General features: G+C 46.1%; 22 protein-coding genes and 1 tRNA gene. 13 read left to right on the forward strand and 10 right to left on the reverse strand.

All coding sequences use genetic code 11. The features are described 5' to 3' along the window. Nucleotides 1–29 precede the first annotated feature (29 nt). From QUA07_RS19270 to QUA07_RS19300, 7 genes are all read left to right on the forward strand, one after another. Nucleotides 30–992, forward strand: coding sequence for a GNAT family N-acetyltransferase (locus tag QUA07_RS19270; RefSeq protein WP_333327947.1), 963 nt, complete (start codon nucleotides 30–32; stop codon nucleotides 990–992). Nucleotides 993–1,296: 304 nt separating this feature from the next. Continuing rightward, entirely contained in the window at nucleotides 1,297–1,494 is a 198-nt protein-coding gene (locus QUA07_RS19275; RefSeq protein WP_333327950.1) for a radical SAM protein, read from the forward strand. Between the two features lie 126 nt (nucleotides 1,495–1,620). Next, entirely contained in the window at nucleotides 1,621–1,821 is a 201-nt protein-coding gene (locus QUA07_RS19280) for a hypothetical protein (protein ID WP_333327953.1), read from the forward strand. Nucleotides 1,822–2,031: 210 nt separating this feature from the next. Next, a tRNA-OTHER gene (locus tag QUA07_RS19285) sits at nucleotides 2,032–2,103 on the forward strand. 303 nt (nucleotides 2,104–2,406) lie between these two features. Further along, entirely contained in the window at nucleotides 2,407–2,868 is a 462-nt protein-coding gene (locus QUA07_RS19290) for a hypothetical protein (protein ID WP_333327956.1), read from the forward strand. A gap of 210 nt (nucleotides 2,869–3,078) precedes the next feature. Continuing rightward, on the forward strand, nucleotides 3,079–4,518 hold the full coding sequence (locus QUA07_RS19295; RefSeq protein ID WP_333327959.1) for a hypothetical protein: 1,440 nt from the start codon (nucleotides 3,079–3,081) through the stop codon (nucleotides 4,516–4,518). A gap of 74 nt (nucleotides 4,519–4,592) precedes the next feature. Further along, entirely contained in the window at nucleotides 4,593–5,051 is a 459-nt protein-coding gene (locus QUA07_RS19300) for a DIP1984 family protein (protein ID WP_333327962.1), read from the forward strand. A gap of 304 nt (nucleotides 5,052–5,355) precedes the next feature. Here the strand turns inward: QUA07_RS19300 and QUA07_RS19305 are convergent, their stop codons facing one another. Continuing rightward, nucleotides 5,356–5,610 (reverse strand): DUF433 domain-containing protein, encoded by a 255-nt coding sequence (locus tag QUA07_RS19305; RefSeq protein WP_333327966.1) that lies wholly within the window; start codon nucleotides 5,608–5,610, stop codon nucleotides 5,356–5,358. A 484-nt stretch (nucleotides 5,611–6,094) separates the two neighbouring features. Here QUA07_RS19305 and QUA07_RS19310 point away from each other — a divergent pair, with 484 nt between their 5' ends. Continuing rightward, on the forward strand, nucleotides 6,095–6,436 hold the full coding sequence (locus QUA07_RS19310) for a hypothetical protein (RefSeq protein WP_333327969.1): 342 nt from the start codon (nucleotides 6,095–6,097) through the stop codon (nucleotides 6,434–6,436). 144 nt (nucleotides 6,437–6,580) lie between these two features. On the opposite strand, the gene QUA07_RS19315 is transcribed toward QUA07_RS19310, so the two are convergent. Continuing rightward, a complete protein-coding gene (locus QUA07_RS19315; RefSeq protein WP_333327973.1) occupies nucleotides 6,581–6,973 on the reverse strand; it encodes a DUF4189 domain-containing protein in 393 nt (130 codons plus the stop codon). Nucleotides 6,974–7,125: 152 nt separating this feature from the next. On the opposite strand from QUA07_RS19315, the gene QUA07_RS19320 reads away from it, so the two are divergent. The 4 genes from QUA07_RS19320 to QUA07_RS19335 all read left to right on the forward strand — a co-directional run bounded on the left by QUA07_RS19320 (nucleotide 7,126) and on the right by QUA07_RS19335 (nucleotide 9,850). Further along, nucleotides 7,126–7,953 carry a hypothetical protein gene (locus QUA07_RS19320; RefSeq protein WP_333327975.1) on the forward strand — a complete coding sequence of 276 codons (828 nt, stop codon included), beginning with the start codon at nucleotides 7,126–7,128 and terminating at the stop codon, nucleotides 7,951–7,953. Nucleotides 7,954–8,014: 61 nt separating this feature from the next. Then, a complete protein-coding gene (locus QUA07_RS19325; protein WP_333327977.1) occupies nucleotides 8,015–8,653 on the forward strand; it encodes a ThiF family adenylyltransferase in 639 nt (212 codons plus the stop codon). Between the two features lie 40 nt (nucleotides 8,654–8,693). Beyond that, nucleotides 8,694–9,140, forward strand: a complete 447-nt coding sequence (locus QUA07_RS19330) for a peptidoglycan-binding domain-containing protein (RefSeq protein ID WP_333209086.1) — start codon at nucleotides 8,694–8,696, stop codon at nucleotides 9,138–9,140. A gap of 143 nt (nucleotides 9,141–9,283) precedes the next feature. Then, nucleotides 9,284–9,850, forward strand: a complete 567-nt coding sequence (locus tag QUA07_RS19335) for a DUF924 family protein (protein WP_333327979.1) — start codon at nucleotides 9,284–9,286, stop codon at nucleotides 9,848–9,850. 210 nt (nucleotides 9,851–10,060) lie between these two features. Here the strand turns inward: QUA07_RS19335 and QUA07_RS19340 are convergent, their stop codons facing one another. Beyond that, nucleotides 10,061–11,407 (reverse strand): sorbosone dehydrogenase family protein, encoded by a 1,347-nt coding sequence (locus QUA07_RS19340; RefSeq protein ID WP_333327982.1) that lies wholly within the window; start codon nucleotides 11,405–11,407, stop codon nucleotides 10,061–10,063. A 319-nt stretch (nucleotides 11,408–11,726) separates the two neighbouring features. Beyond that, nucleotides 11,727–12,227 carry an autotransporter gene (locus QUA07_RS19345; protein ID WP_333227542.1) on the reverse strand — a complete coding sequence of 167 codons (501 nt, stop codon included), beginning with the start codon at nucleotides 12,225–12,227 and terminating at the stop codon, nucleotides 11,727–11,729. 671 nt (nucleotides 12,228–12,898) lie between these two features. Here QUA07_RS19345 and QUA07_RS19350 point away from each other — a divergent pair. After that, nucleotides 12,899–13,534, forward strand: a complete 636-nt coding sequence (locus QUA07_RS19350; protein ID WP_333327985.1) for a L,D-transpeptidase — start codon at nucleotides 12,899–12,901, stop codon at nucleotides 13,532–13,534. 194 nt (nucleotides 13,535–13,728) lie between these two features. Here the strand turns inward: QUA07_RS19350 and QUA07_RS19355 are convergent, their stop codons facing one another. The 6 genes from QUA07_RS19355 to QUA07_RS19380 form a co-directional block, all read right to left on the reverse strand. Next, the gene (locus QUA07_RS19355) at nucleotides 13,729–15,597 is read right to left on the reverse strand and encodes a tetratricopeptide repeat protein (protein ID WP_333327989.1); all 1,869 of its coding nucleotides are present in this window, start codon (nucleotides 15,595–15,597) and stop codon (nucleotides 13,729–13,731) included. Nucleotides 15,598–15,669: 72 nt separating this feature from the next. Further along, on the reverse strand, nucleotides 15,670–16,464 hold the full coding sequence (locus QUA07_RS19360) for a Uma2 family endonuclease (protein WP_333327993.1): 795 nt from the start codon (nucleotides 16,462–16,464) through the stop codon (nucleotides 15,670–15,672). A 4-nt stretch (nucleotides 16,465–16,468) separates the two neighbouring features. Continuing rightward, nucleotides 16,469–16,657 carry a hypothetical protein gene (locus QUA07_RS19365; protein WP_333327995.1) on the reverse strand — a complete coding sequence of 63 codons (189 nt, stop codon included), beginning with the start codon at nucleotides 16,655–16,657 and terminating at the stop codon, nucleotides 16,469–16,471. Nucleotides 16,658–16,688: 31 nt separating this feature from the next. Continuing rightward, entirely contained in the window at nucleotides 16,689–16,913 is a 225-nt protein-coding gene (locus QUA07_RS19370) for a hypothetical protein (RefSeq protein WP_333327998.1), read from the reverse strand. Continuing rightward, nucleotides 16,874–17,419 (reverse strand): HEAT repeat domain-containing protein, encoded by a 546-nt coding sequence (locus QUA07_RS19375; protein WP_333328001.1) that lies wholly within the window; start codon nucleotides 17,417–17,419, stop codon nucleotides 16,874–16,876. The genes QUA07_RS19370 and QUA07_RS19375 overlap by 40 nt, the downstream gene beginning before the upstream one ends. 40 nt (nucleotides 17,420–17,459) lie before the next feature. Next, nucleotides 17,460–18,326, reverse strand: coding sequence for a HEAT repeat domain-containing protein (locus tag QUA07_RS19380; protein WP_333328004.1), 867 nt, complete (start codon nucleotides 18,324–18,326; stop codon nucleotides 17,460–17,462). Nucleotides 18,327–18,412: the final 86 nt, after the last annotated feature.

Below are 18,412 nucleotides of genomic sequence, written 5' to 3' on the forward strand. Positions count from 1 at the left end.
TGAATAACGACAGGAAATGGTGATTAGCTATGATGGCAAGTCTCTCGGCGCGCTGCTATGGGGGCGATCGCGATTTAGATGCGATCGCCCATTTAATCAATATTTGCGAAGAAGTCGATCGGCTCGATGAAGGCACTTCCATCTCGGAATTACAACAAGAATTTAACCAACCGTCCCTAGATGTAGCGCGCGATATCCGCCTTTGGGAAGATGCGGAAGGAAAATTAATCGGTTTTGCTCAGTTGTCGGTTTCTGAGCCTGGGGAAGTCATTGACGGTTGGCTGTGGTTTCGCGTCCACCCCGACGTGCGATCCGGCGATGTGGAAGCAGCCGCGATCGCCTGGGGTGAAGTGCGGATGCGCGAGGTGTCTGCGATGCGGGGCGGGCGCGTGAAACTGCGAACCTACGCTCGCGCTGAGGATTGCGATCGCATTTCATTGCTGACAAGTAATGGTTTCCAGGCTGATCGCTATTTTTACCGAATGGCGCGATCGCTCTCGGAACCGATCCCAGAACCGCAATTCCCACAAGGTTTTGCCCTCATTCAGTTCCCCGGCGAAGAGGATGCGGAAGCTTGGGTAGAAATGTTCAACCAGTCATTTATCGATCACTGGAATCATCACGATTTAACGGTAGATAAATTTAAGCACCAGTTAGCTAAACCCGATCACAGAAATGATTTAGACTTGATTGCTGTTGCTGATGACGGCACATTTGTCAGTTTTTGTTACTGCGAGATTAGTGTGCAAGAGTGCGATCGTACCGGGCGCAATGAAGGCTGGATTGCCTGTCTCGGCACTAGGCGCGGCTTCCGCAAAATTGGATTGGGACGAGCAATGTTGCTCGCTGGTTTGCATCGACTCAAAGCTGCCGGTGTCGCCACTGCTATTCTCGGCGTTGATGCTGAAAATTCATCAGGTGCATTGCGGCTTTACGAGTCTGCTGGCTTCCACAATATTCGCGACAGCATTTCTTATGTTAAGGATGTTTGATCGATGTTACAGCGGGCGATCGCACTTTGACCCAAGAAACCGGGTTTTTTACCGAATCTGCGGGTTGCAACGAAATATTTTCCTGAAAAAACCAGGTTTCTAGCCACTCGTGTAAGTTTTATCTAAAAAACTTTTGCTACCCCCTTGACACCTATGTAGTATACACGTAGTATATAAATATGGCAAGTGCAGGACAAGCAAAAACCTGTATTTTTCGTGCAAATTCTGAACCTTGACAACTAAATATTGCTCAAAATTTCAACGAACATCAATTTGAAAGTCTTGTAATATAAACTCGATTGTCATGTTGTTACTTTATACGAAACTGTTCGGTTACAAACTGACTCGGCCAGAGTCAGATGTTGTACGAAATCAGTCTAATTTCAACGAATTTCCTGCGGATTCAGAACAGACAAGCTCTGCCAGATTTCAATCAAGCAAAAAGGCTGAGGAAATCCGCAATATCAAACAAGCTTATCATTTAGAACGGCGCTTCTTTTAGTAAAGATTATCAGATGTCGTGAATCTTTACCGATACTGGCAGTTTGCTAAGTCTCACAAAAAGCCAAATTCGAGAGCAGATAAGCTACCAATCCACAATCCAAAATTGCTCTAGGAGGTATCGGTAATGGTTCACATTCGTTTTGAAGGACGTTCCTATGACGTGGCAGAAGACCAACTGGGTATCGCGGCAGGAATGAGCGACAAGGCTATTAAGGAACGTCTGGCCAATCATTTTGATGTCAAGGGATCTCGCTTCGAGTCTTACGTGCTCGATCGCCGTCCCAGCGGTGATTTAATTGTGCGCCCAGAAGCTGTTTACGGCTAGAAATTCACTTAAAGCACCTATTAGACAGCGCACCCCAACTAAAGAAGCTTACAAACTGGAAACGTTCGACTTAAAATCGAATTGTAGGTTCAATTCCTACTTACCGCGAGGCTAAAGCTTCTCTGACTTGTGCGCTGCCTTTTATAGCTGAATTTTTTATATCTATCCGGTGCTTAAAAGTTCCACTTCGCGCCCCAACAAAGGAAGCTTACGTACTAGCTCATTGGTAGAGCATTTCTCTTTAAAGAAAAGGTCGCGGGTTCAACTCCTGCGTATGTGCCAACGGCTTTCTTAACTTGCGCGAAGTGACTTTATCTACAAAAAAAAAAGAATGAGCAATTTAGAATAATCACAAGTCAAAACTTTCTAGTTTAGAGATTAGAAAAATTTTGTTCCGCACCCTAACGAGTGAAGCGAATACACACATTCTAATCGATTGGTCGCAGGTTCAAATCCTGCCAGCCCCGTTTAAGGGGCTGTAGCTCAGGGGTAGAGCCATCGCACTGTCAAAACGCTTTGCTAACTTGTGCGGAACATCTCATATTTATAAATATTAGATGTAAAAGTGGTGAGGAGAATTAAATTATGAAAAATACAACTCTAATTTACCGACCGCCCAGCGAGATAGACAGTCTGATTCACGCTTTCCAAGAAGGCAGCCTGCCACGAAGTCAATGGACTCACGAAGCGCATTTAACCGTTGCCCTTTGGTATTTGTGTTATGACTCGGAGCAAGAAGCGATAAATGCGGTGCGGAATGGCATTAAACGTTACAACTCCGTTCAGGGAATTGAGACTACAAAAGATGGCGGATATCACGAAACCCTAACGCTGTTTTGGGTGCGAACTATTCGCCGGTATCTCGCCGATGAAAGCCGGAATCGATCGATGGTAAATCTTGCTAACGGTTTGATTGCAAAATATGCCGATCGCACTTTACCATTTCGCTACTACACGCGCGATCGGCTGATGTCTTGGGAAGCTCGAAATAACTGGGTTGAACCAGATTTGAGAGCGATCGAATTAGAAACAGTTTCCCTGAAATAGTTAATTTCAAATCGCAGTTTTTGCCGCGCCCCAATCGCGAGAGCTTACATACAGACCCTATTAGGTTTAGCCATAGGTTTACTAAAAAAAGCTCCCCAAACTTGCGCGGTGATTTTTAAATTTCACTCGCTAGCGTGCAACAACTGCCAACCACCGATTTTGAATACTTCTCAAATCCAAAATCCAAAATCGAATAGGAAGGTAACACCAATGAATATGAATACAGCAGAGCGCGATTTACGTTTGGAAATGCTCAACAGTCTGCTCACCACTCCTCACCGTGTATTAGAAAAAGTAGCAGAAATTCACAAGTTAATAATCGAATTAGACCCCATTTTTTACGGTCATTTAGCAGTGTGGTATCAACGTCACGGCGACGTGCGCGATCACAAGGAAGTTTTTGCCGGAAATTTGCTGACTTCGGCGCTGACGGAACACCGAGATGCCGGTTTTATGATGCTGCAAGAGTTCCCTCCCTACGAGGTTTCGCGGATTGTGGACTTTATGAAGCGGCACCAGAATAAGTTGCCCCGCAGCGCGCGCACTGCTGTCACTCGCTATCTGAAATCGCGGGAAAAGAATCCGCAGTTTTTTGATCGCGCGGCCATCCGCAACCGCAAGGCGATGAAGCATTTGTACGCAACGCTGCACGTCAAGCCGAGCGATCGCGCTAACGCTATTCTGTTTAAAGACAATCCGCCGGAAGACTCTCTGGCATTCGTTTTGAAGCAGTTAGCAAAGGCGGCGACACCTGCGGAACAGGCGAATTTGATTGTTGAGTACAAGATTCCGTATACGATCGCAGTTGGTGCGATCAAACAGCTAACGCCAACGGTTTTGGCGGCGCTGATTAACTCGATGTCCCCGCAGGAAGTCATCAACAATTTGAAATCGATTCAGTCTCGCGGCGCGATGGATCACGCGGAAGTCAAGCAGTTGATTGACTCGAAGCTGGATGAAGCGGCAAAGTGCGATCGGGTTTCTGCTTACAAAGCGAGTGTTGCGGGTGCGGGCGCGAACTTCGACGCAGCAACGGCGGCGAAGCTGGAAGCGGTGACAAACGAACAGGTGAAGAAGCGCGGCAAGATTGCGAAAGCAACCGGTTTGTTGATTGACAAGTCTGGTTCGATGGAAAGTGCGATCGAAGTTGGGAAGCGTCTCGCTGCTTTGATTTCCGGCATTTCCGACGCTGAACTGTTCGTTTATGCCTTTGACACGATGCCGTATCCAGTGCAAGCAAATGGCAGCGAATTGACAGACTGGGAACGCGCTTTCAAGCACATTCGCAGTGGCGGCGGCACAAGTTGCGGTTGCGCGGTAGAAGCAATGCGAATTAAAAAGCAGGTTGTCGAGCAATTCATTATCGTAACAGATGAAGGCGAAAACACTGCACCTTATTTTGCAGATGCTTATCAGAATTACTGTCGCAGTTTGGGGGTAAATCCTGATGTTGTGATTGTGCGAGTTGGTGCTTGGTGCGAATATGTCCAGAAGCAATTGAAGGACAAACAAGTATCGGTAGAAACCTTTACGTTTGCGGGTGATTATTACTCCTTGCCGAATTTAGTGCCGATGTTGAGCCGTCCTTCGCGACTGGAATTGTTGATGGAAATTCTGGATACGTCGCTGCCTGTGAGGGATGACAAGTAAAATGTAGGGTGCGCCGTAGCGTACCTTACTTATTATATAGCTAAAATTGACATGGAGCTAAAGGAAAACACACTATGAAACTAGCTGAAGCTTTAATTTTAAGAGCAGACTGTCAAAAAAGAATGGAACAACTGCGAGCCAGGTTGACAAGAAGTGCTAAAGTACAAGAAGGAGAAGAACCTCCTGAAAATCCCCAAGCACTAATTAGCGAATTAGATGCAGGGGCGCAGGAACTGGAAGACTTAATTAAGAAAATTAACAAGACTAATTCGCTGACAACTCTGGAAGAGGGAGTGACTTTATCGGATGCTTTAGCCAAGAGAGATGTTCTCGCCCTTAAGCGTGGGATCTACAAGTCTTTAGTTGACGCAACCGCTTTGAGGCAAGACCGCTCTACTCGCTCAGAAGTCAAATTTTTTAGTACAATTAACGTTGGTGAACTGCAAACGCAAATGGATCGAATGTCTAGACAGTATCGGGAGTTAGATACTAAAATACAGCAAGCAAACTGGAATACTGAACTTATCGATTGAGCAAGTTGGTAGCCAATGCAATAGAAGCGAGCACAATCCCCAACAGGATTAAGTTGGATGGTACGGATGAGGGGCCATAACCAAGCGGGTTCAAACCCCGTATCACTAATCAAGCCTTGCATTGTTACAAACGTACAGGGCATTGTTAAAGTTACTACCGCGTGCTGGTCTATTGATATTGGTGAGGGTGGGTTAGGGGTTTATTGCTCACTTGCAAAAGGTATGTGGAATTCCTGAAGGCTGTGAGACTGTTAAAATTTCGATTTTTTTCATCTTCAACCGAAAGCGTTTTCCCTATTTTAAATTATTCTCTAATTTGAGCGATAATTGCTTGTAATTCTGGATTAGCGATGGATGACACTAACTGGGAATCCGCACCAGCCAAAGCAGCGCGTAACTTTTCCGAAGTCAGTGCCGGATATTTCTCTAACACCTGCTGTTGAGTCCATCCCGCAGCAAAGAGCCCTAGCAAAAATTCTACAGACAATCGAGTTTCTTTCACTTCGGGTTTACCTGCTGAAGTTTTGGGTTCGAGATGAATGAGCTTTCGCCAGTCCATTGTTTTACTTAAACGATTTGGGAAGATTCCGCCGATTATACTGCATTTGGACACAGTAGAAACACGGGCCTCGTTGACTGATTGTGTAACATGATACGGCAGGTAATACCACTTTAGTTTTTAGATTTTAGATTTTAGATTGGGAATCACTGATGACAACCAGGGTTGGGAGTTTGGCGACAGTGGCATTTTTTTTAAGCTGGTGTCATTTCCCCATTTTGCGATTAAATTGTTATTACGATCGCAGTACAGCACTTTCTTATAGACTAGAGTAATGGGGTAGCGAGGGGGCGATCGCCCTTTTTCCTTTTGTCCGTTTCAATACCAAACCGCGTTAGCGTTAGCTTTCGCGATCCGAAGGAAAGCCCGCCCCTACGGGGGCTACGCCAACGAAGAGGATCGCACTAAATCTCAACCCACTGTCTAACGAACTGTGCAACCCACGGTGCAACCCACAATACAACTACTTTAACTTCTTAAAACTATGGGAAAAAAGTCGAAAGCCAAAAAATCCCAGGTCAAAAAATCCAGTTTGCTCTGCCAGCGACTCCAAGAAGCTCTCGATCGAGGCAGTAAAGTTTGGATTAAAACAAATAATAGCAGTTTCGGCGGCATCCCGACTAATTTGTTCGGGGAGTTTGTGGAACTTTTGGTGATAGTTCCCCCTAACGAACAGGCGGAACATATCGATGCTTACGGGCAAGTTACGTGGCTGATTCGACTCTCTGATATTATTGCACTTGCTTACCCTACTGAATACTGGTCTAAAGATAGATTAGAAAGTTTGCTGCCACCAGATGCAGTTACCTCCGAAGTAAGAGATTAGCTGCGTCGAGTGTGCATTGCGTACCCTAATTTTAGCTGAGTTGTATTTGGTATGGTGTGCAATGCACACCATACCAAATACAAATTTTTAAGCTGTTTGAGCAGCCAAAATATACACCTCTTCCACCGATTTTTATCAGTTTAATTAGTTGTTGCAAGCTGAAAGCTGCACTTTACAACTGCCGCCCTCTAGTTCGCTGCAACCTGCGAGAGCTTGAGCTTCTGCTGCTTCTTTATCGTCGCCCCAGCCCGCACCGGCTCCTCCTTTGCCTACTGCGATCGCTCCACAATTATTACTATTAGATGTCAGGGGTTCGCAGTCGTTCGCACCTCCGCTTTGTTCATTGCAGACGGCTACTGCTGCGTTTAGTGCTTCTTTCTCTGTAGCATGGTCCCAACTAATACCAGTGGCGTCAGAAGTCGGAGAATAAGCAGTAGCTCCATAGCTGTCCTGAGCTTTAGCTACCTGGACTGACCCCAAAATAGGAACTGTCAGAGCTGTCACTACAACCAACTTAGAAAAAAGCTTTGGCAGCATATTTACTTGAGATATTTACAAGGTTAAAATTCTATCCTCGCTCAATATTATATTAGGATATTCATTCGTGTCAAGAGTGTTTACAATTCTTTGTATTGGCTTTAATTAAAAGTGCGTTCTGTACAATAAGTAAGATTAGGGAGGTCAATCCATTGGCAGATATTCGCAGAATTCTCAGCCAACTTGCGGCCCAAGAAGGGCAGCTACTCGATACCCAATTTTTGGCGCCCTGCGTGCGCGGAGGAAGCGTACGGATAAGAGTTAGCTCAATGGTTTATACTTTTCAACCCCAGCCGCGCAAATTTGAAGGATGGGCTATTTTTAGGCCGATTAATGAGAAAATTGCTGCGGTGATTGAGGAACCGAGTTGGCCGCAAGTTGCCGAGTATTTGCAACTGCTCGTACCCGTTCGCTTGCACTTGGCTTACGTGCTGCAAGGGCAAACTTGGCTGGCTTATCCGGTTAACGAATCTGATGCTAAACAGCGCACGGGTGTTGCCAAACCCGTACCCGTGCATTTAGTAACAGAAGGTTCGCAGTTTGAGCCGATTGTTGCGCGGTGGGACGGTCATTGTTTGTGGTTTGAAGAGATTGACAGGCGCGCCGATCCGCTGCCCTCTGAGAAGTTGAAAGCAGCTTTAAAAAAGTTGATTTTGCCTCAAGATATTCGCTTTAAAGGAATGACGCCGGAAATGCGAACAGTTTACGAATTGGTGTCCCGAAATATTAAAGGTTTCGATCCGAAAGTGCGGGAAGAAAAGCGCTTGCAGCGGGCGTTGAAAATGGGAGGCGGTGAATTGCGGGATTTTTTCGATCGCGAAAATTATTGGCTAGTTGAATGGACTAGCGGAACGGGAGAACACCACACTTCTGCGATCGCCAAAAATGACTTGACAGTTATGAGTGCGGGGATTTGTCTCAGCGGATTGGACAAAGACTTCGACTTGCAATCATTAGTTGGAGTAGTTGAAGATAGATAGTAAATAATGACTACTGACTACTGACTACTGACTACTGACTACTGACTACTGACTACTGACTATGAGTATATTTTTTCACGAACAACTTTACAGAAGTGCGGCAGTGATGTCGCAGATCAAAAATTTCCCGGTAACGGTGTGCGGGGCGGGTGCTTTGGGTGCGAATATTACAGAAAGTCTGGCGCGATCGGGCTTTTGTCAGTTAAAAGTCATCGATCGCGATCGCATCGAGGAACGCAACCTTTCCACTCAACCCTATTATCGATCGGACATCGGCGCATTCAAAGCCAAAATTCTCGCCAACAACCTCTACCGCGCTTTGTCCGTCAGCATTGACGCGCACTCAAAAGAATTGACACCCGCAAATGTCGATCGGCTGCTTGCCAACAGCGCCACAATCATCGATACTTTTGATAACAGTGTCGGGCGGCAAGCAGTCAAGGATTACTGTGCGAGTGTCTCCCTTCCCTGCGTGCACGTCGGATTAGCTGCCGATTACTCCGAAATAATTTGGAACCAACACTATCGGGTTCCTTCAGCGACGAATGATGACGTTTGCGATTACCCGCTGGCGCGAAACTTGGTAATCCTGACAGTTGCAGTTGCCTGCGAAGTTATTGTTACCTTTGCTGCTACCAAACAGCAACAAAATTTAACTTGCACGATCGGAGATTTTGCAGTAAAGCCACTTATATTGTAGAATGTCGGTTGACTGTTGCCAGAAACCAGGTGAATCGAGATTGGATGCCCCCATCCCAGAAACCCGGTTTCTCACCCTCAAACAATCGTCCAACTTGCAAAAAACGCTTGAGAAAATTAACAGGGAAAGTATGGTTGGATCGCAGACTTTTTATTATTTACTTGCAGTTCTGGGCTTATTAGTTTTGACTGGCGCAAATGCAGCAAACTATACAGCGGGCAGCGCAATTTGCCCCACTAATGATTGCCATGAACCAGTAGTAAGACACCATAAAAGGATTTTAAAATGTGGCTCGAAAGGGCACGATGTGAAGAAACTGCAAAAGTTGTTGAACGCGCGGGGCTTGTCCCGACACCCGATCGTAATTGATGGCGTTTTCGGTCCGACAACCGAAGATGCAGTGAAAAGATTTCAGCGGCAAGCTCATATTCCTGTAGACGGAGTTGTGGGAGGCAAAACTTGGGACAGATTGTTTGCTAGTTCGTAAATTTAAGCACTGGACAACAAAGGTTCCTAAGTCATTATTGCTAATCATTAATCGCTGTGGTTTGTAGTTGCACAGATAGCACGTTTTGTGCAACTACAGACCCAGAATATTTCATCAACAATCAATCGCGTACTAGATTGCTAATGAATGAAGTTTTAGATTTTTGGTTTGGTCGATCGAACTCTCTTGAGTTTGGCAAAGTCCACAAGAAATGGTTTGAAAAAGATGCGGATTTTGATGCAGAAGTGCGATCGGGCTTTCTCCCGCAATACGAACTAGCCGCCTCCGGTCAACTCGACTCATGGAAAGATTCCCCCGAAAACTGCCTAGCATTAATTCTACTGCTCGATCAATTCCCGCGTAATATGTTTCGCGGAACACCTCAAGCATTCGCCACAGATAGCAAAGCTTTAGCCACCGCAGAATACGCTATTAATCATAACTTTGATCGCGAATTGCTGACTGTACAAAAATGGTTTATTTATCTGCCTTTTGAACACAGCGAAAAATTAGAAAACCAGCAAAAATCTGTGGAACTATTTCGCCAACTCAGCGGCGAACCTGACAGCGATTCAGTCATTGAATACGCGCAGAAGCATTTGGAAATAATCGAACGTTTTGGGAGATTTCCCCACCGCAATGAAATTCTAGGACGCGAAACAACCCCCGAAGAAGCGGAATTTCTCAAACAACCCGGTTCTGGATTTTAAAGGGCGATCGCAAAATGTCGATCGTTCTGATATATTCGAGGTTGTAGAGGCGGTTTGAGCGCGCAATCAGAACCAACAGCAGGCAATCTGTCTACAAAACCCGCCCCAACCCAGCGAATCTCAAATTGAATAGTGAAATTATAAAAGAAGATAAATTCTTGATTCAACAAAAAGTAGACGCTGGCGAAGAATTTATTAATCCCCCCATCGTCACCCGCGATACTGCACTCGATAAATCCGGTTGTTCGCTTCCTCAGTAAACAACAAACTCCCGTCAGGTAAAACCAGCAAACCAACCGGCCTCCCCCAAGTTTTCGGGCCAGACGGATCTGTGAGAAAACCAGTCAGAAAATCCTCATAATAACCTTGAGGGCGTCCGTTCGCCGCATTAAAAGGTACAAACACGATTTTATAACCAGTTCCAGCGTTCCGATTCCAACTGCCGCGAAACGCCACAAATGCCCCGTTGAGAAATCTTTTGGGAAACGTTTTGCCGTCGTAAAACTGAAGCCCCAAAGCTGCCGAGTGCGCCTGAAACAAAACGTCCGGCATTAATGTTTTAGCTGCTAAATCAGGTCGATCGCTATTGCCGTTTCTGGCGTGGCGCGGGTCGAGCAAATTCGGCTTAAAATAAGTGTAAGGCCAGCCGTAAAACTCGCCTTGACGAATTCTTGTCAAGTAATCCGGCACCAAATCATCTCCCAAACCGTCGCGTTCGTTGACTGTCGTGTAGAGTTGATTGGTTTTTGGGTGAAAATCCAATCCCACCGGATTTCGCAAACCGGAAGCAAAAATTTGCTGGTTCTTGCCGTCCAAATTCATCACTTGAACAGATGCCCTCGGCAGGGGTTCGACATCGGCATTAGACTGCGATCCAACTGAGACGAAAAGCTTGCTCTTGTCGGGGGAAACCACAACATTTCGCGTCCAGTGTTGGTTGTAGCCACCGCCCGGTAAATCGGCAATTTTTTGACCAGTACCAGTTAATTGTTCCTGCCCTTTTGTGTAGGGAAATCGGCGGACTTCAGCGGTATTTCCGAGGAAAAAATAGCGATCGGCAAAACCCATGCCAAAGGGAATATTTAACCCGTTTTGGGCACTGGCAAAAGTCTTGCGAACCTCAGCAACCCCATCGCCGTTGGCATCTCGCAACAGTGTAATCCGATTTTGCCGGGTTTCTGTTACCAAAACATCACCTGTCGGCGTCAAAGCCAGCCATCGGGGAGCGTCTAAATTGTCAGCAAAAACGTTGACGACAAAGCCAGGAGGCACTCGCAGCACTGGCGATGCGGGAATCGGTACTACTTGAGGAGGTTTTGAGGCGCTTTCGCTGGCTCCTGGCTGCGGCAAAGTAGTTGCAACAATACGGATTGGCTGCGGCGACAGCGGTTTGGTCGGTACAATTTGATTTGTCCCAACATTTGCCAGCGGTGCACGGGAGGGAATTTGCGACACGGGGCCGTTGTCGCCCACAGCAGGGGCGATCGCATCTGTAGCTCGATCGCACGCAATCATCGGCAACAGCAGAATTAGCAGCAAGAAACGCAGGTAATACATAGCAGCGATTTCTCCACAATTGCTGGACAATTCTATTATTCTAACTGCTATTCAACAGCTAAGCCACCGCCGGCGCGGTGGCTTAATTCCATTTACTGATACCAGTTGTACAAAACAATGCAACTGTAGGCCTGTGCTCCAAACTTTGAGCTCGATCAGTCAATCGATTTTAGATTTTAGATTTTAGATTTTAGATTTTAGATTGAAGAACGCCACCCCACGAATGAATCCGGGGGCCCCGGATCAAATTGCTTGATCGTCATTGCCCATTCCCAATCGAAAATCTAAAATCAAAAATCAAAAAGGGTATAACCTAGGTCTACCAAAGTCCTCTCACAGGAGCCGGACGGGGAGCCGGAGCCGGAATTGGACGGGGAGCCGGAATCGGAGCCGGAGCCGGAGCCGGACGAGGAGCCGGACGCGGTGGCGGTTCTGGAGCCGGACGCGGTGCCGGTGCTGGGGTTGCGGGACGAGCAACCGTTGTGGCTACAACCTTATAATCGGGGATCACCGCGATATTTTGGATCTGAGAGCCGGCGACGGTGGCTCTGACTTTCATTCCCGGTACTAGGCCAATAATTCTCAGGACGCATCTTTGAATCCTGAGAGTCCTGTACGGCGCGCTTTCTTCGCGAATAGTTACTACATCGCCGACAATACTTTTGACAAAACCGACAATGGTTGTAGTGTTTGCTGTTGTGGTGGTCTGCGTTTGGGCTATTTGAGTTGCAGGGTTAGCCATCGCAGGATTTACTGAGACCGCCGAAATTACCACCGACAGTGTTGCACCTGTCAATAATTTGATGTTCTGAAGACGCATTGAAACCTCACATTAACTGCTATTCAGGGTCGGGTTTGCTTCCGATGCACGAAAGTCCCAACCTCTATACCTAATCCAGTTTAATCCCCAGAGTAGGAAATTTATGACAATCTCAAAAAAAGATTATCGAACAAGTATTGAAAGACTAAATTTTACATCATAAGTTCCCGATTTACAACAAGTTCAGCGGTTTGCATCTCTAGAGTGTTGCCGTGATATATTGAGTTTATTCGATCGACCGTTGCAGTTTTTTTCCGCAGACCTAACTGTTCCTGGGAGGAACTCTACCCAAAGACAGATTGTGCTTGCCGGATATAGCAGCGCCATAGTTTGAATAGTCGATCGCCAGTCGGCCCTTGCTAAAAAAGCAAATTAGTCGGAGGTAAAATTTAATCATTTTCTTGCAAGATTTACGCATAAACCGGGTTTCTTTAACGACATTCTATTGCGTAACTCCACTGAGCAGCTTATAAAAACCTTGTTGTTTTGGTATTATTGCGTAAGCTGTGTGTTGAGTTACAAGTTATCAGTGGTGGAATTTCAACTACAAACAGTGCCGCGCAGTTGCGGTCAAAAAGCCATCTCAAAAATTTTCTCATGGGGTGCTGTTGGCGGATAATTAGATAGGAACTTTGTAGGAACTGCTGGTTAGGAGTTTAGCGAACAAAAAAATGGTGAACAGCAAATTTTTATTTAATAAGCTAATTGTGCTTAGCTTGAGTGCAGTCGCGCTGTCGGTGGGCATACAGCAGCAGGCGACTGCTGAAGTGGTGGCTAATTCAAGTAATAGTGCGATCGCAGCGCAGCGGCCCACATCCGAGACACAATTGCCGAATCTCGGAACCCCAGAACTACCACCCTTGGGAGAACCATTTCGTTATATTCCCCAGGAACCAAAGCCTGCAGTAAATCCTATTGAGGAAGTGCGTTTAGTCCTGAAATTGCGAGAACGCCGCGTCTATGTTTACCGACAAAATAAGGTGCAAACCAGTTTCCCGGTTGCTGTGGGAAAAGGCGGCTGGGAAACTCCTACTGGCAATTTTAAAGTTATGCAAATGATCAAAGATCCTGTTTGGCAAAATCCTTGGACAGGAGAACTTATTCCTGCTGGGCCAGACAATCCATTAGGGAGTAGGTGGATGGGATTTTGGACGGATGGCAAGAATGTGATTGGTTTTCATGGTACTCCGAATCCAGAGTCGATCGGGGGGGCGGCTTCTCACGGTTGTGTCAGAATGTTTGACAAAGACGCACAGGCTTTATTTGAGAAAGTCGCAGTTGGCACACCGGTGATAGTTGAGCATTAGTTATTTGGAGGTTGGGGTGCATAAAAACAAATGAACAGGCAAGATGCCTGTTCCACAAAGACTTAAATTTGGTTGTGGGCTGGGCATCATGCCCGCCCCTGAAAGACTTATTGATAATGCAGCTATTGGGTGAGTTAAAACTTACATTTTGCACCCCTCTCAGCAACAGGCTTTTCGGCCTGTTCCACAAAGAGTTAAATAGATTGCTGATATTTTTCCAGCAACTCCGGGATGTAATCGTAGCCATCAACACCGATCGCCGGAATGATATTCGCTCGACTTTTAGCCAAAGCTTGTTTAAAAGATTCAGCCCCCATTTGACCCCGCAAAATAGTCAACAAGCCAGCCGATTGACGCCACTCCATCGCACCAATTTGCTCCAAAGTATACATCCCCAAACTGCCCGCAAATATCGCTTTTTCTAGTGAGTTGATTCTGTAATAAGCTTGAGCCAAGTAAGCCAAATTCAGACCTTGCAAATATAAATCCCCTGAGAATTGAGCCGCTTGCCAACCTTTGAGCAAATATTCGATCGCACCTTCAGCATTTTCCAGGGCGATTTTAGCAATACCAAGACTGCTGGAACAAAAAGCTTGACTTTGGCGATCGCCCAATTTTTCCGATAGCAACAAACCTTGTTCCAAATAACCGATCGCACTCTCGTAAACCTCCGGTTCCACCTCCTCCAACTGCCGCGCTTGAAACACTTCGCTGTAGCCCAAATTAGCCAGAGCATTTGCCTCGCCTTGTCGCTCTCCCGCTTGTCGTGCCATAATTAAAGCCCGCTGGCTGTAATTAATCGCTTCCTGATAATTTTTTTGAGCAACATAGTTGCGGCTGATGTGATTGAGATTGGCAACTTCGCAAGCTTTGTCTCCTTCGGTACGGGCAATTTCCAGCGCTTGCTTGTGCAGCAAGAGCGATCGCTCATAGGCCCCAGCCGCCTGCATCGAATAACCCAAAAGCGTCAGAATCCGAGCTTTCGCTTGAGTGCCTTCAACTCGCCGCAGCGGTTCATCTAAATAATCCAAAGTATGCCGCAGAGCTTTACCATCAAACGAAGCAAAGATTCCCCCGTAAAGCGGAAAGTATTCTCGCTGAGAAAAAGCGCGCAAAATTTGCAAAGTTACTTGAAAACAAGCATTTGCCAACTGCTCGCCACTCTTTGTAGAATTATTAAACCCACTAGCTAGCTGACTCCAAATTACCGCAAAAGTAATGTAAGTAGAAATTGAAGCTTTTGTGGACACTTTGGAATCATAAACTTGCTTATCAAACCATGTCGCCAACGCCCGCTGCAAACACTGCAATATAATCGCCACTTCCACCAATATGCCTAAATCTAAACTCGATTTCTGGGCTGCAAATTGAACGACAGATTCACCAAGCGCTATAGTATTCAAAAGAGCCTGGGTAAAGGGACTATTAACTTTTTTGGCCCAAAAAGCCCAAGGCCCATTTTGTTCGGGACTACCGGCAAATCCTAGCTGCTGCGGCTGATAAATCCAGCCCACGAGTTCCGGTTCCAAACGCTGCCAAGATTCTAAACCTTTGGCGATGCCGGCGGTGATTTGCTGCAAATCTTGTTCGGTTTCGGGATTGGCAGTTTGCAGCATTTGTTGGTGCAGAGATTTGGCTAATTGCTGCAATTGATCTAGAGTCAGCGGATGTTCTTTATTCGGATCAATTACTTGCAATAATGCCAAGAGGCGGGCGTTAGATTCAGCAGTAACGATTTGTTGGATAGAGGATGCAATTGCGCGATCGACGCGGTTATCTTTCTGCCAGCGTTCCCATTCTCCTTGGATGGTTTTGAGAGCTCTGAGGCTGCGATTTGCCTTTGCTTGTTTGATTTCGTCTTTTTCATTTCTGAGTTGATTTTCGGCGGCATCAAGGCGTTCGCCGAAACAGCGTTCAAAGATTTCGCCAGTACCGGTACTAATGTCTTGCACCAGCATTTGATAAACTTGTTCTTTGGAGCGAATTTGACCTTTGAGGGTGATTTCGACAATTTTGTCGATTAGGGCTAGGTAGCGATCGCGCAGTGAGGTAGAGTCTGGCATAATTTATTTTTAGTTAATAAGTTTTTATGGACAGCGCTTGCAGCTTGCACCATTTCATGCTGCTATTTAATTTTACAGCTCATCTGGATTAATGCCCATTTCTCTGAGGCGATCGGCTAAACTATTTGCCCGCTGACTTTCTGATTCGGCACGCTGACTTTCTAATTCAGCTCGCTGACTTTCTAATTCGGCTCGCTGCCTTTCAAACTCCTCTGGAGTCAGAACCCAATTGCCACTGACATCGTACCAACGCAGCCACAACCTCGAACAACCTTGATAACAACCTTCCCACAAACCTATACCTAATTCTAATTCCGGTATCCAGAATCGGGGTTCGGTTAAAACTTGTTCGCGGTAACGATTGCTAATCAAACGAAATACTCTCAGTTGATTGTTGTACCGACTAAAAACAAAGTAGTAAGGAATCTGCAAAATCTGTTCGTAAACTCGCCACTTAGTAGGCGGTTTATTTGGTGTTTCTTCTGTGATTCCTAAATCCTCATCTTCAGTTCCAGGTGATAGCAGTTCTACTACTACCAGAGGACTGACATTTTCTTGCCACATCACGTAGCTGAGGCGTAATTCGTCACCTCGATAAAATCTCGGAACCCCCAAGACGACAAACCAATCAGGTCTTTTGTACCAATTGAGATGGTTAGAATCGTAGTAGAGATTAAGGTCTGTCGCTATAAATATTTGTTCGGGCGGATGGTTTGCGGGCCGACAGGTTAAACGCAGCAGTTCAGGTTGAAAGTCGTGGAATTCGTCAGGCAAACCGGGTTCCTCCGGGTCTTCACTGGGTAAATCATACATCGTAGGGAGGACTTTTGTTTGCGAAGGCTGCGAATCCGGTACGTACATCGTCATAAGATTACCCAGGCGAGACGGCTTGAGGAGATTGAAGCGGTACGGTAATTGTAATATTATAGCGCGATGTGATTTCTTGTGGCAGAAAGTCAGTATCTTTTACACCGGGAATTTTATCGAGATAGCAATTTTTTACGGCTAACAGAAAGCCTGCGATCGCTTCTGATGAATTTTGGGAGTCGGCTACCTTCAAGAAATCTTGCCATTAACTCTCATCGTTGCCGTTAATATCTAGCAGTGTAATCGCTGACTTTATCCTCTGTTCCGCTGCGGTTTATTTGGTTTAAATAGTGCAGTATTAACTCAAAAATAGTAGCGAGTAAATTGCCGTCTGTCGTGCCTTTTTTCTTGGCAATGAGTGGTTTGACATAGAGTTTTGCTAGCAAAACGGTGATGTTTCTGCCGCCGGCTATTTCGGTTTTAAGGTTTCGTAGATTTTGAGCAGCCACAGTGGGCGGATGCCAAAGGTTCGGAAGAGGAAAAATAAGTAAATTCCCCAGATGTAGGGACTTTTGGGAAGTGATTTGATGCAGGGGCGATTGCTTTGTTCAGCTTTGAGAGCATTGATGTATACACGGAGATTTGGGATCCTTGGTTGTGACAAATTAGCTTTAGGTTCGTCCAAAATTTTTAAGGCTGATTCTAGGTTTGATACAGCCTGATTTAACTCCGGTGAAGTTAGCGTCTTTGCTTTTTCTTGAAGGTGAAGAGCAATACTTAGCAAGACAGGGGTCGCAGGGCTACGCAGATTGGCATCGGAGTCTTTCAGCAGCGGAACTAGCTGCGGCACAACAGTTTTAGCTTCTGCACCAATCGTCCCCAAAGCAGAGGCTGCACTACTACGCAGATTGGCATCGGAGTCTTTCAGCAGCGGAACTAGCTGCGGCACAACAGTTTTAGCTTCTGCACCAATCGTCCCCAAAGCAGAGGCTGCACTACCTACGCACATTTGCATTGGAGTCTTTCAGCAAGACTATTAGCTGCGGCAATGCAGTTTAAGCTTTTGCACGGATTTTTTTCAAAGCAGAGGCTGTACTACTACGCACATTTGGATTGGAGTCTTTCAGCAAGACTATTAGCTGGGGCAGTGCAGTTTTAGCTTCTGCACCGAAACTTCCCAAAGCATTGGTTGCACTACTACGCACAGTTGCATCTGAGTCTTGAAGCAGGGAAATTAGCTGTGGTAGTGCAGTTTTAACTTCTGCACGCATCCTTGCCAAAGCATAGTCTGCACGGCTACGCACCTTTGCATCGGAGTTTTTCAGCAACAGAATTAGCTGCGGCACAGCAGTTTTAGCTTCTGTACCCATCTTTCCCAAAGCATTGGCTGCACGGCTACGCACATTTGCATCGGAGTCTTTCAGCAACAGAATTAGCTGCGGCACAGCAGTTTTAGCTTCTGCACCCATCCTTCCCAAAGCATAGTCAGCACGGCTACGCACAGTTGCATCGGAGTCTTTCAGCAACAGAATTAGCTGCGGCACAGCAATTTTAGTTTCTGCACCAACCGACACATCTGAGTCTTTCAAGGTTTTGACAAAGGCAGGAATAGCAGGAAGACCGATTTGTCTTAGAACCTCAGCAGCACTCTGGCCGACTGACAAATTCTGATCCTGCAAAGCTTCCATCCTATCAGGGATGGCTGGTTCACCTATTTTTCGTAACAGCTTAATAGCTGGATCAAGTGCCATTTCATCGTTAATATTTAACTTCTCGGTGAGGAAGGCAATCTGTTTGGGATTAGCTGTGGGTTCCTCCCCAATTCCAGTCGCAGCATTGCGAGTCAACAGCAAAGGCGATGTGAAAGATAGAAACGAGAGGGCAATTACGGCAGCTAATCTGTGTCGGTAGTGCTTCGTCATGGGCTAGAATCCTTGTGTTTGATGAGCCGTCTCAGCCATTTGAATAATTGTGTATACATTCTCATCAAACTGTTTCAGGACTCCGG

The sequence above is a fragment of the Microcoleus sp. T3_A4 genome, from assembly GCF_036700465.1.
Classification (GTDB): domain Bacteria; phylum Cyanobacteriota; class Cyanobacteriia; order Cyanobacteriales; family Microcoleaceae; genus Microcoleus.

Excerpts from the sequence above, each read along its gene's own strand:
- QUA07_RS19270 (WP_333327947.1), top strand. The coding sequence starts at position 30 with ATGATGGCAAGTCTCTCGGCGCGCTGCTATGGGGGCGATCGCGATTTA.
- QUA07_RS19340 (WP_333327982.1), bottom strand. The coding sequence starts at position 11,407 with ATGTATTACCTGCGTTTCTTGCTGCTAATTCTGCTGTTGCCGATGATT.
- QUA07_RS19290 (WP_333327956.1), top strand. The coding sequence starts at position 2,407 with ATGAAAAATACAACTCTAATTTACCGACCGCCCAGCGAGATAGACAGT.
- QUA07_RS19380 (WP_333328004.1), bottom strand. The coding sequence starts at position 18,326 with ATGACGAAGCACTACCGACACAGATTAGCTGCCGTAATTGCCCTCTCG.
- QUA07_RS19335 (WP_333327979.1), top strand. The coding sequence starts at position 9,284 with ATGAATGAAGTTTTAGATTTTTGGTTTGGTCGATCGAACTCTCTTGAG.
- QUA07_RS19280 (WP_333327953.1), top strand. The coding sequence starts at position 1,621 with ATGGTTCACATTCGTTTTGAAGGACGTTCCTATGACGTGGCAGAAGAC.
- QUA07_RS19295 (WP_333327959.1), top strand. The coding sequence starts at position 3,079 with ATGAATATGAATACAGCAGAGCGCGATTTACGTTTGGAAATGCTCAAC.
- QUA07_RS19350 (WP_333327985.1), top strand. The coding sequence starts at position 12,899 with ATGGTGAACAGCAAATTTTTATTTAATAAGCTAATTGTGCTTAGCTTG.
- QUA07_RS19275 (WP_333327950.1), top strand. The coding sequence starts at position 1,297 with ATGTTGTTACTTTATACGAAACTGTTCGGTTACAAACTGACTCGGCCA.
- QUA07_RS19325 (WP_333327977.1), top strand. The coding sequence starts at position 8,015 with ATGAGTATATTTTTTCACGAACAACTTTACAGAAGTGCGGCAGTGATG.
- QUA07_RS19310 (WP_333327969.1), top strand. The coding sequence starts at position 6,095 with ATGGGAAAAAAGTCGAAAGCCAAAAAATCCCAGGTCAAAAAATCCAGT.
- QUA07_RS19305 (WP_333327966.1), bottom strand. The coding sequence starts at position 5,610 with ATGGACTGGCGAAAGCTCATTCATCTCGAACCCAAAACTTCAGCAGGT.
- QUA07_RS19355 (WP_333327989.1), bottom strand. The coding sequence starts at position 15,597 with ATGCCAGACTCTACCTCACTGCGCGATCGCTACCTAGCCCTAATCGAC.
- QUA07_RS19300 (WP_333327962.1), top strand. The coding sequence starts at position 4,593 with ATGAAACTAGCTGAAGCTTTAATTTTAAGAGCAGACTGTCAAAAAAGA.
- QUA07_RS19345 (WP_333227542.1), bottom strand. The coding sequence starts at position 12,227 with ATGCGTCTTCAGAACATCAAATTATTGACAGGTGCAACACTGTCGGTG.
- QUA07_RS19375 (WP_333328001.1), bottom strand. The coding sequence starts at position 17,419 with ATGCAAATGTGCGTAGGTAGTGCAGCCTCTGCTTTGGGGACGATTGGT.
- QUA07_RS19360 (WP_333327993.1), bottom strand. The coding sequence starts at position 16,464 with ATGACGATGTACGTACCGGATTCGCAGCCTTCGCAAACAAAAGTCCTC.
- QUA07_RS19315 (WP_333327973.1), bottom strand. The coding sequence starts at position 6,973 with ATGCTGCCAAAGCTTTTTTCTAAGTTGGTTGTAGTGACAGCTCTGACA.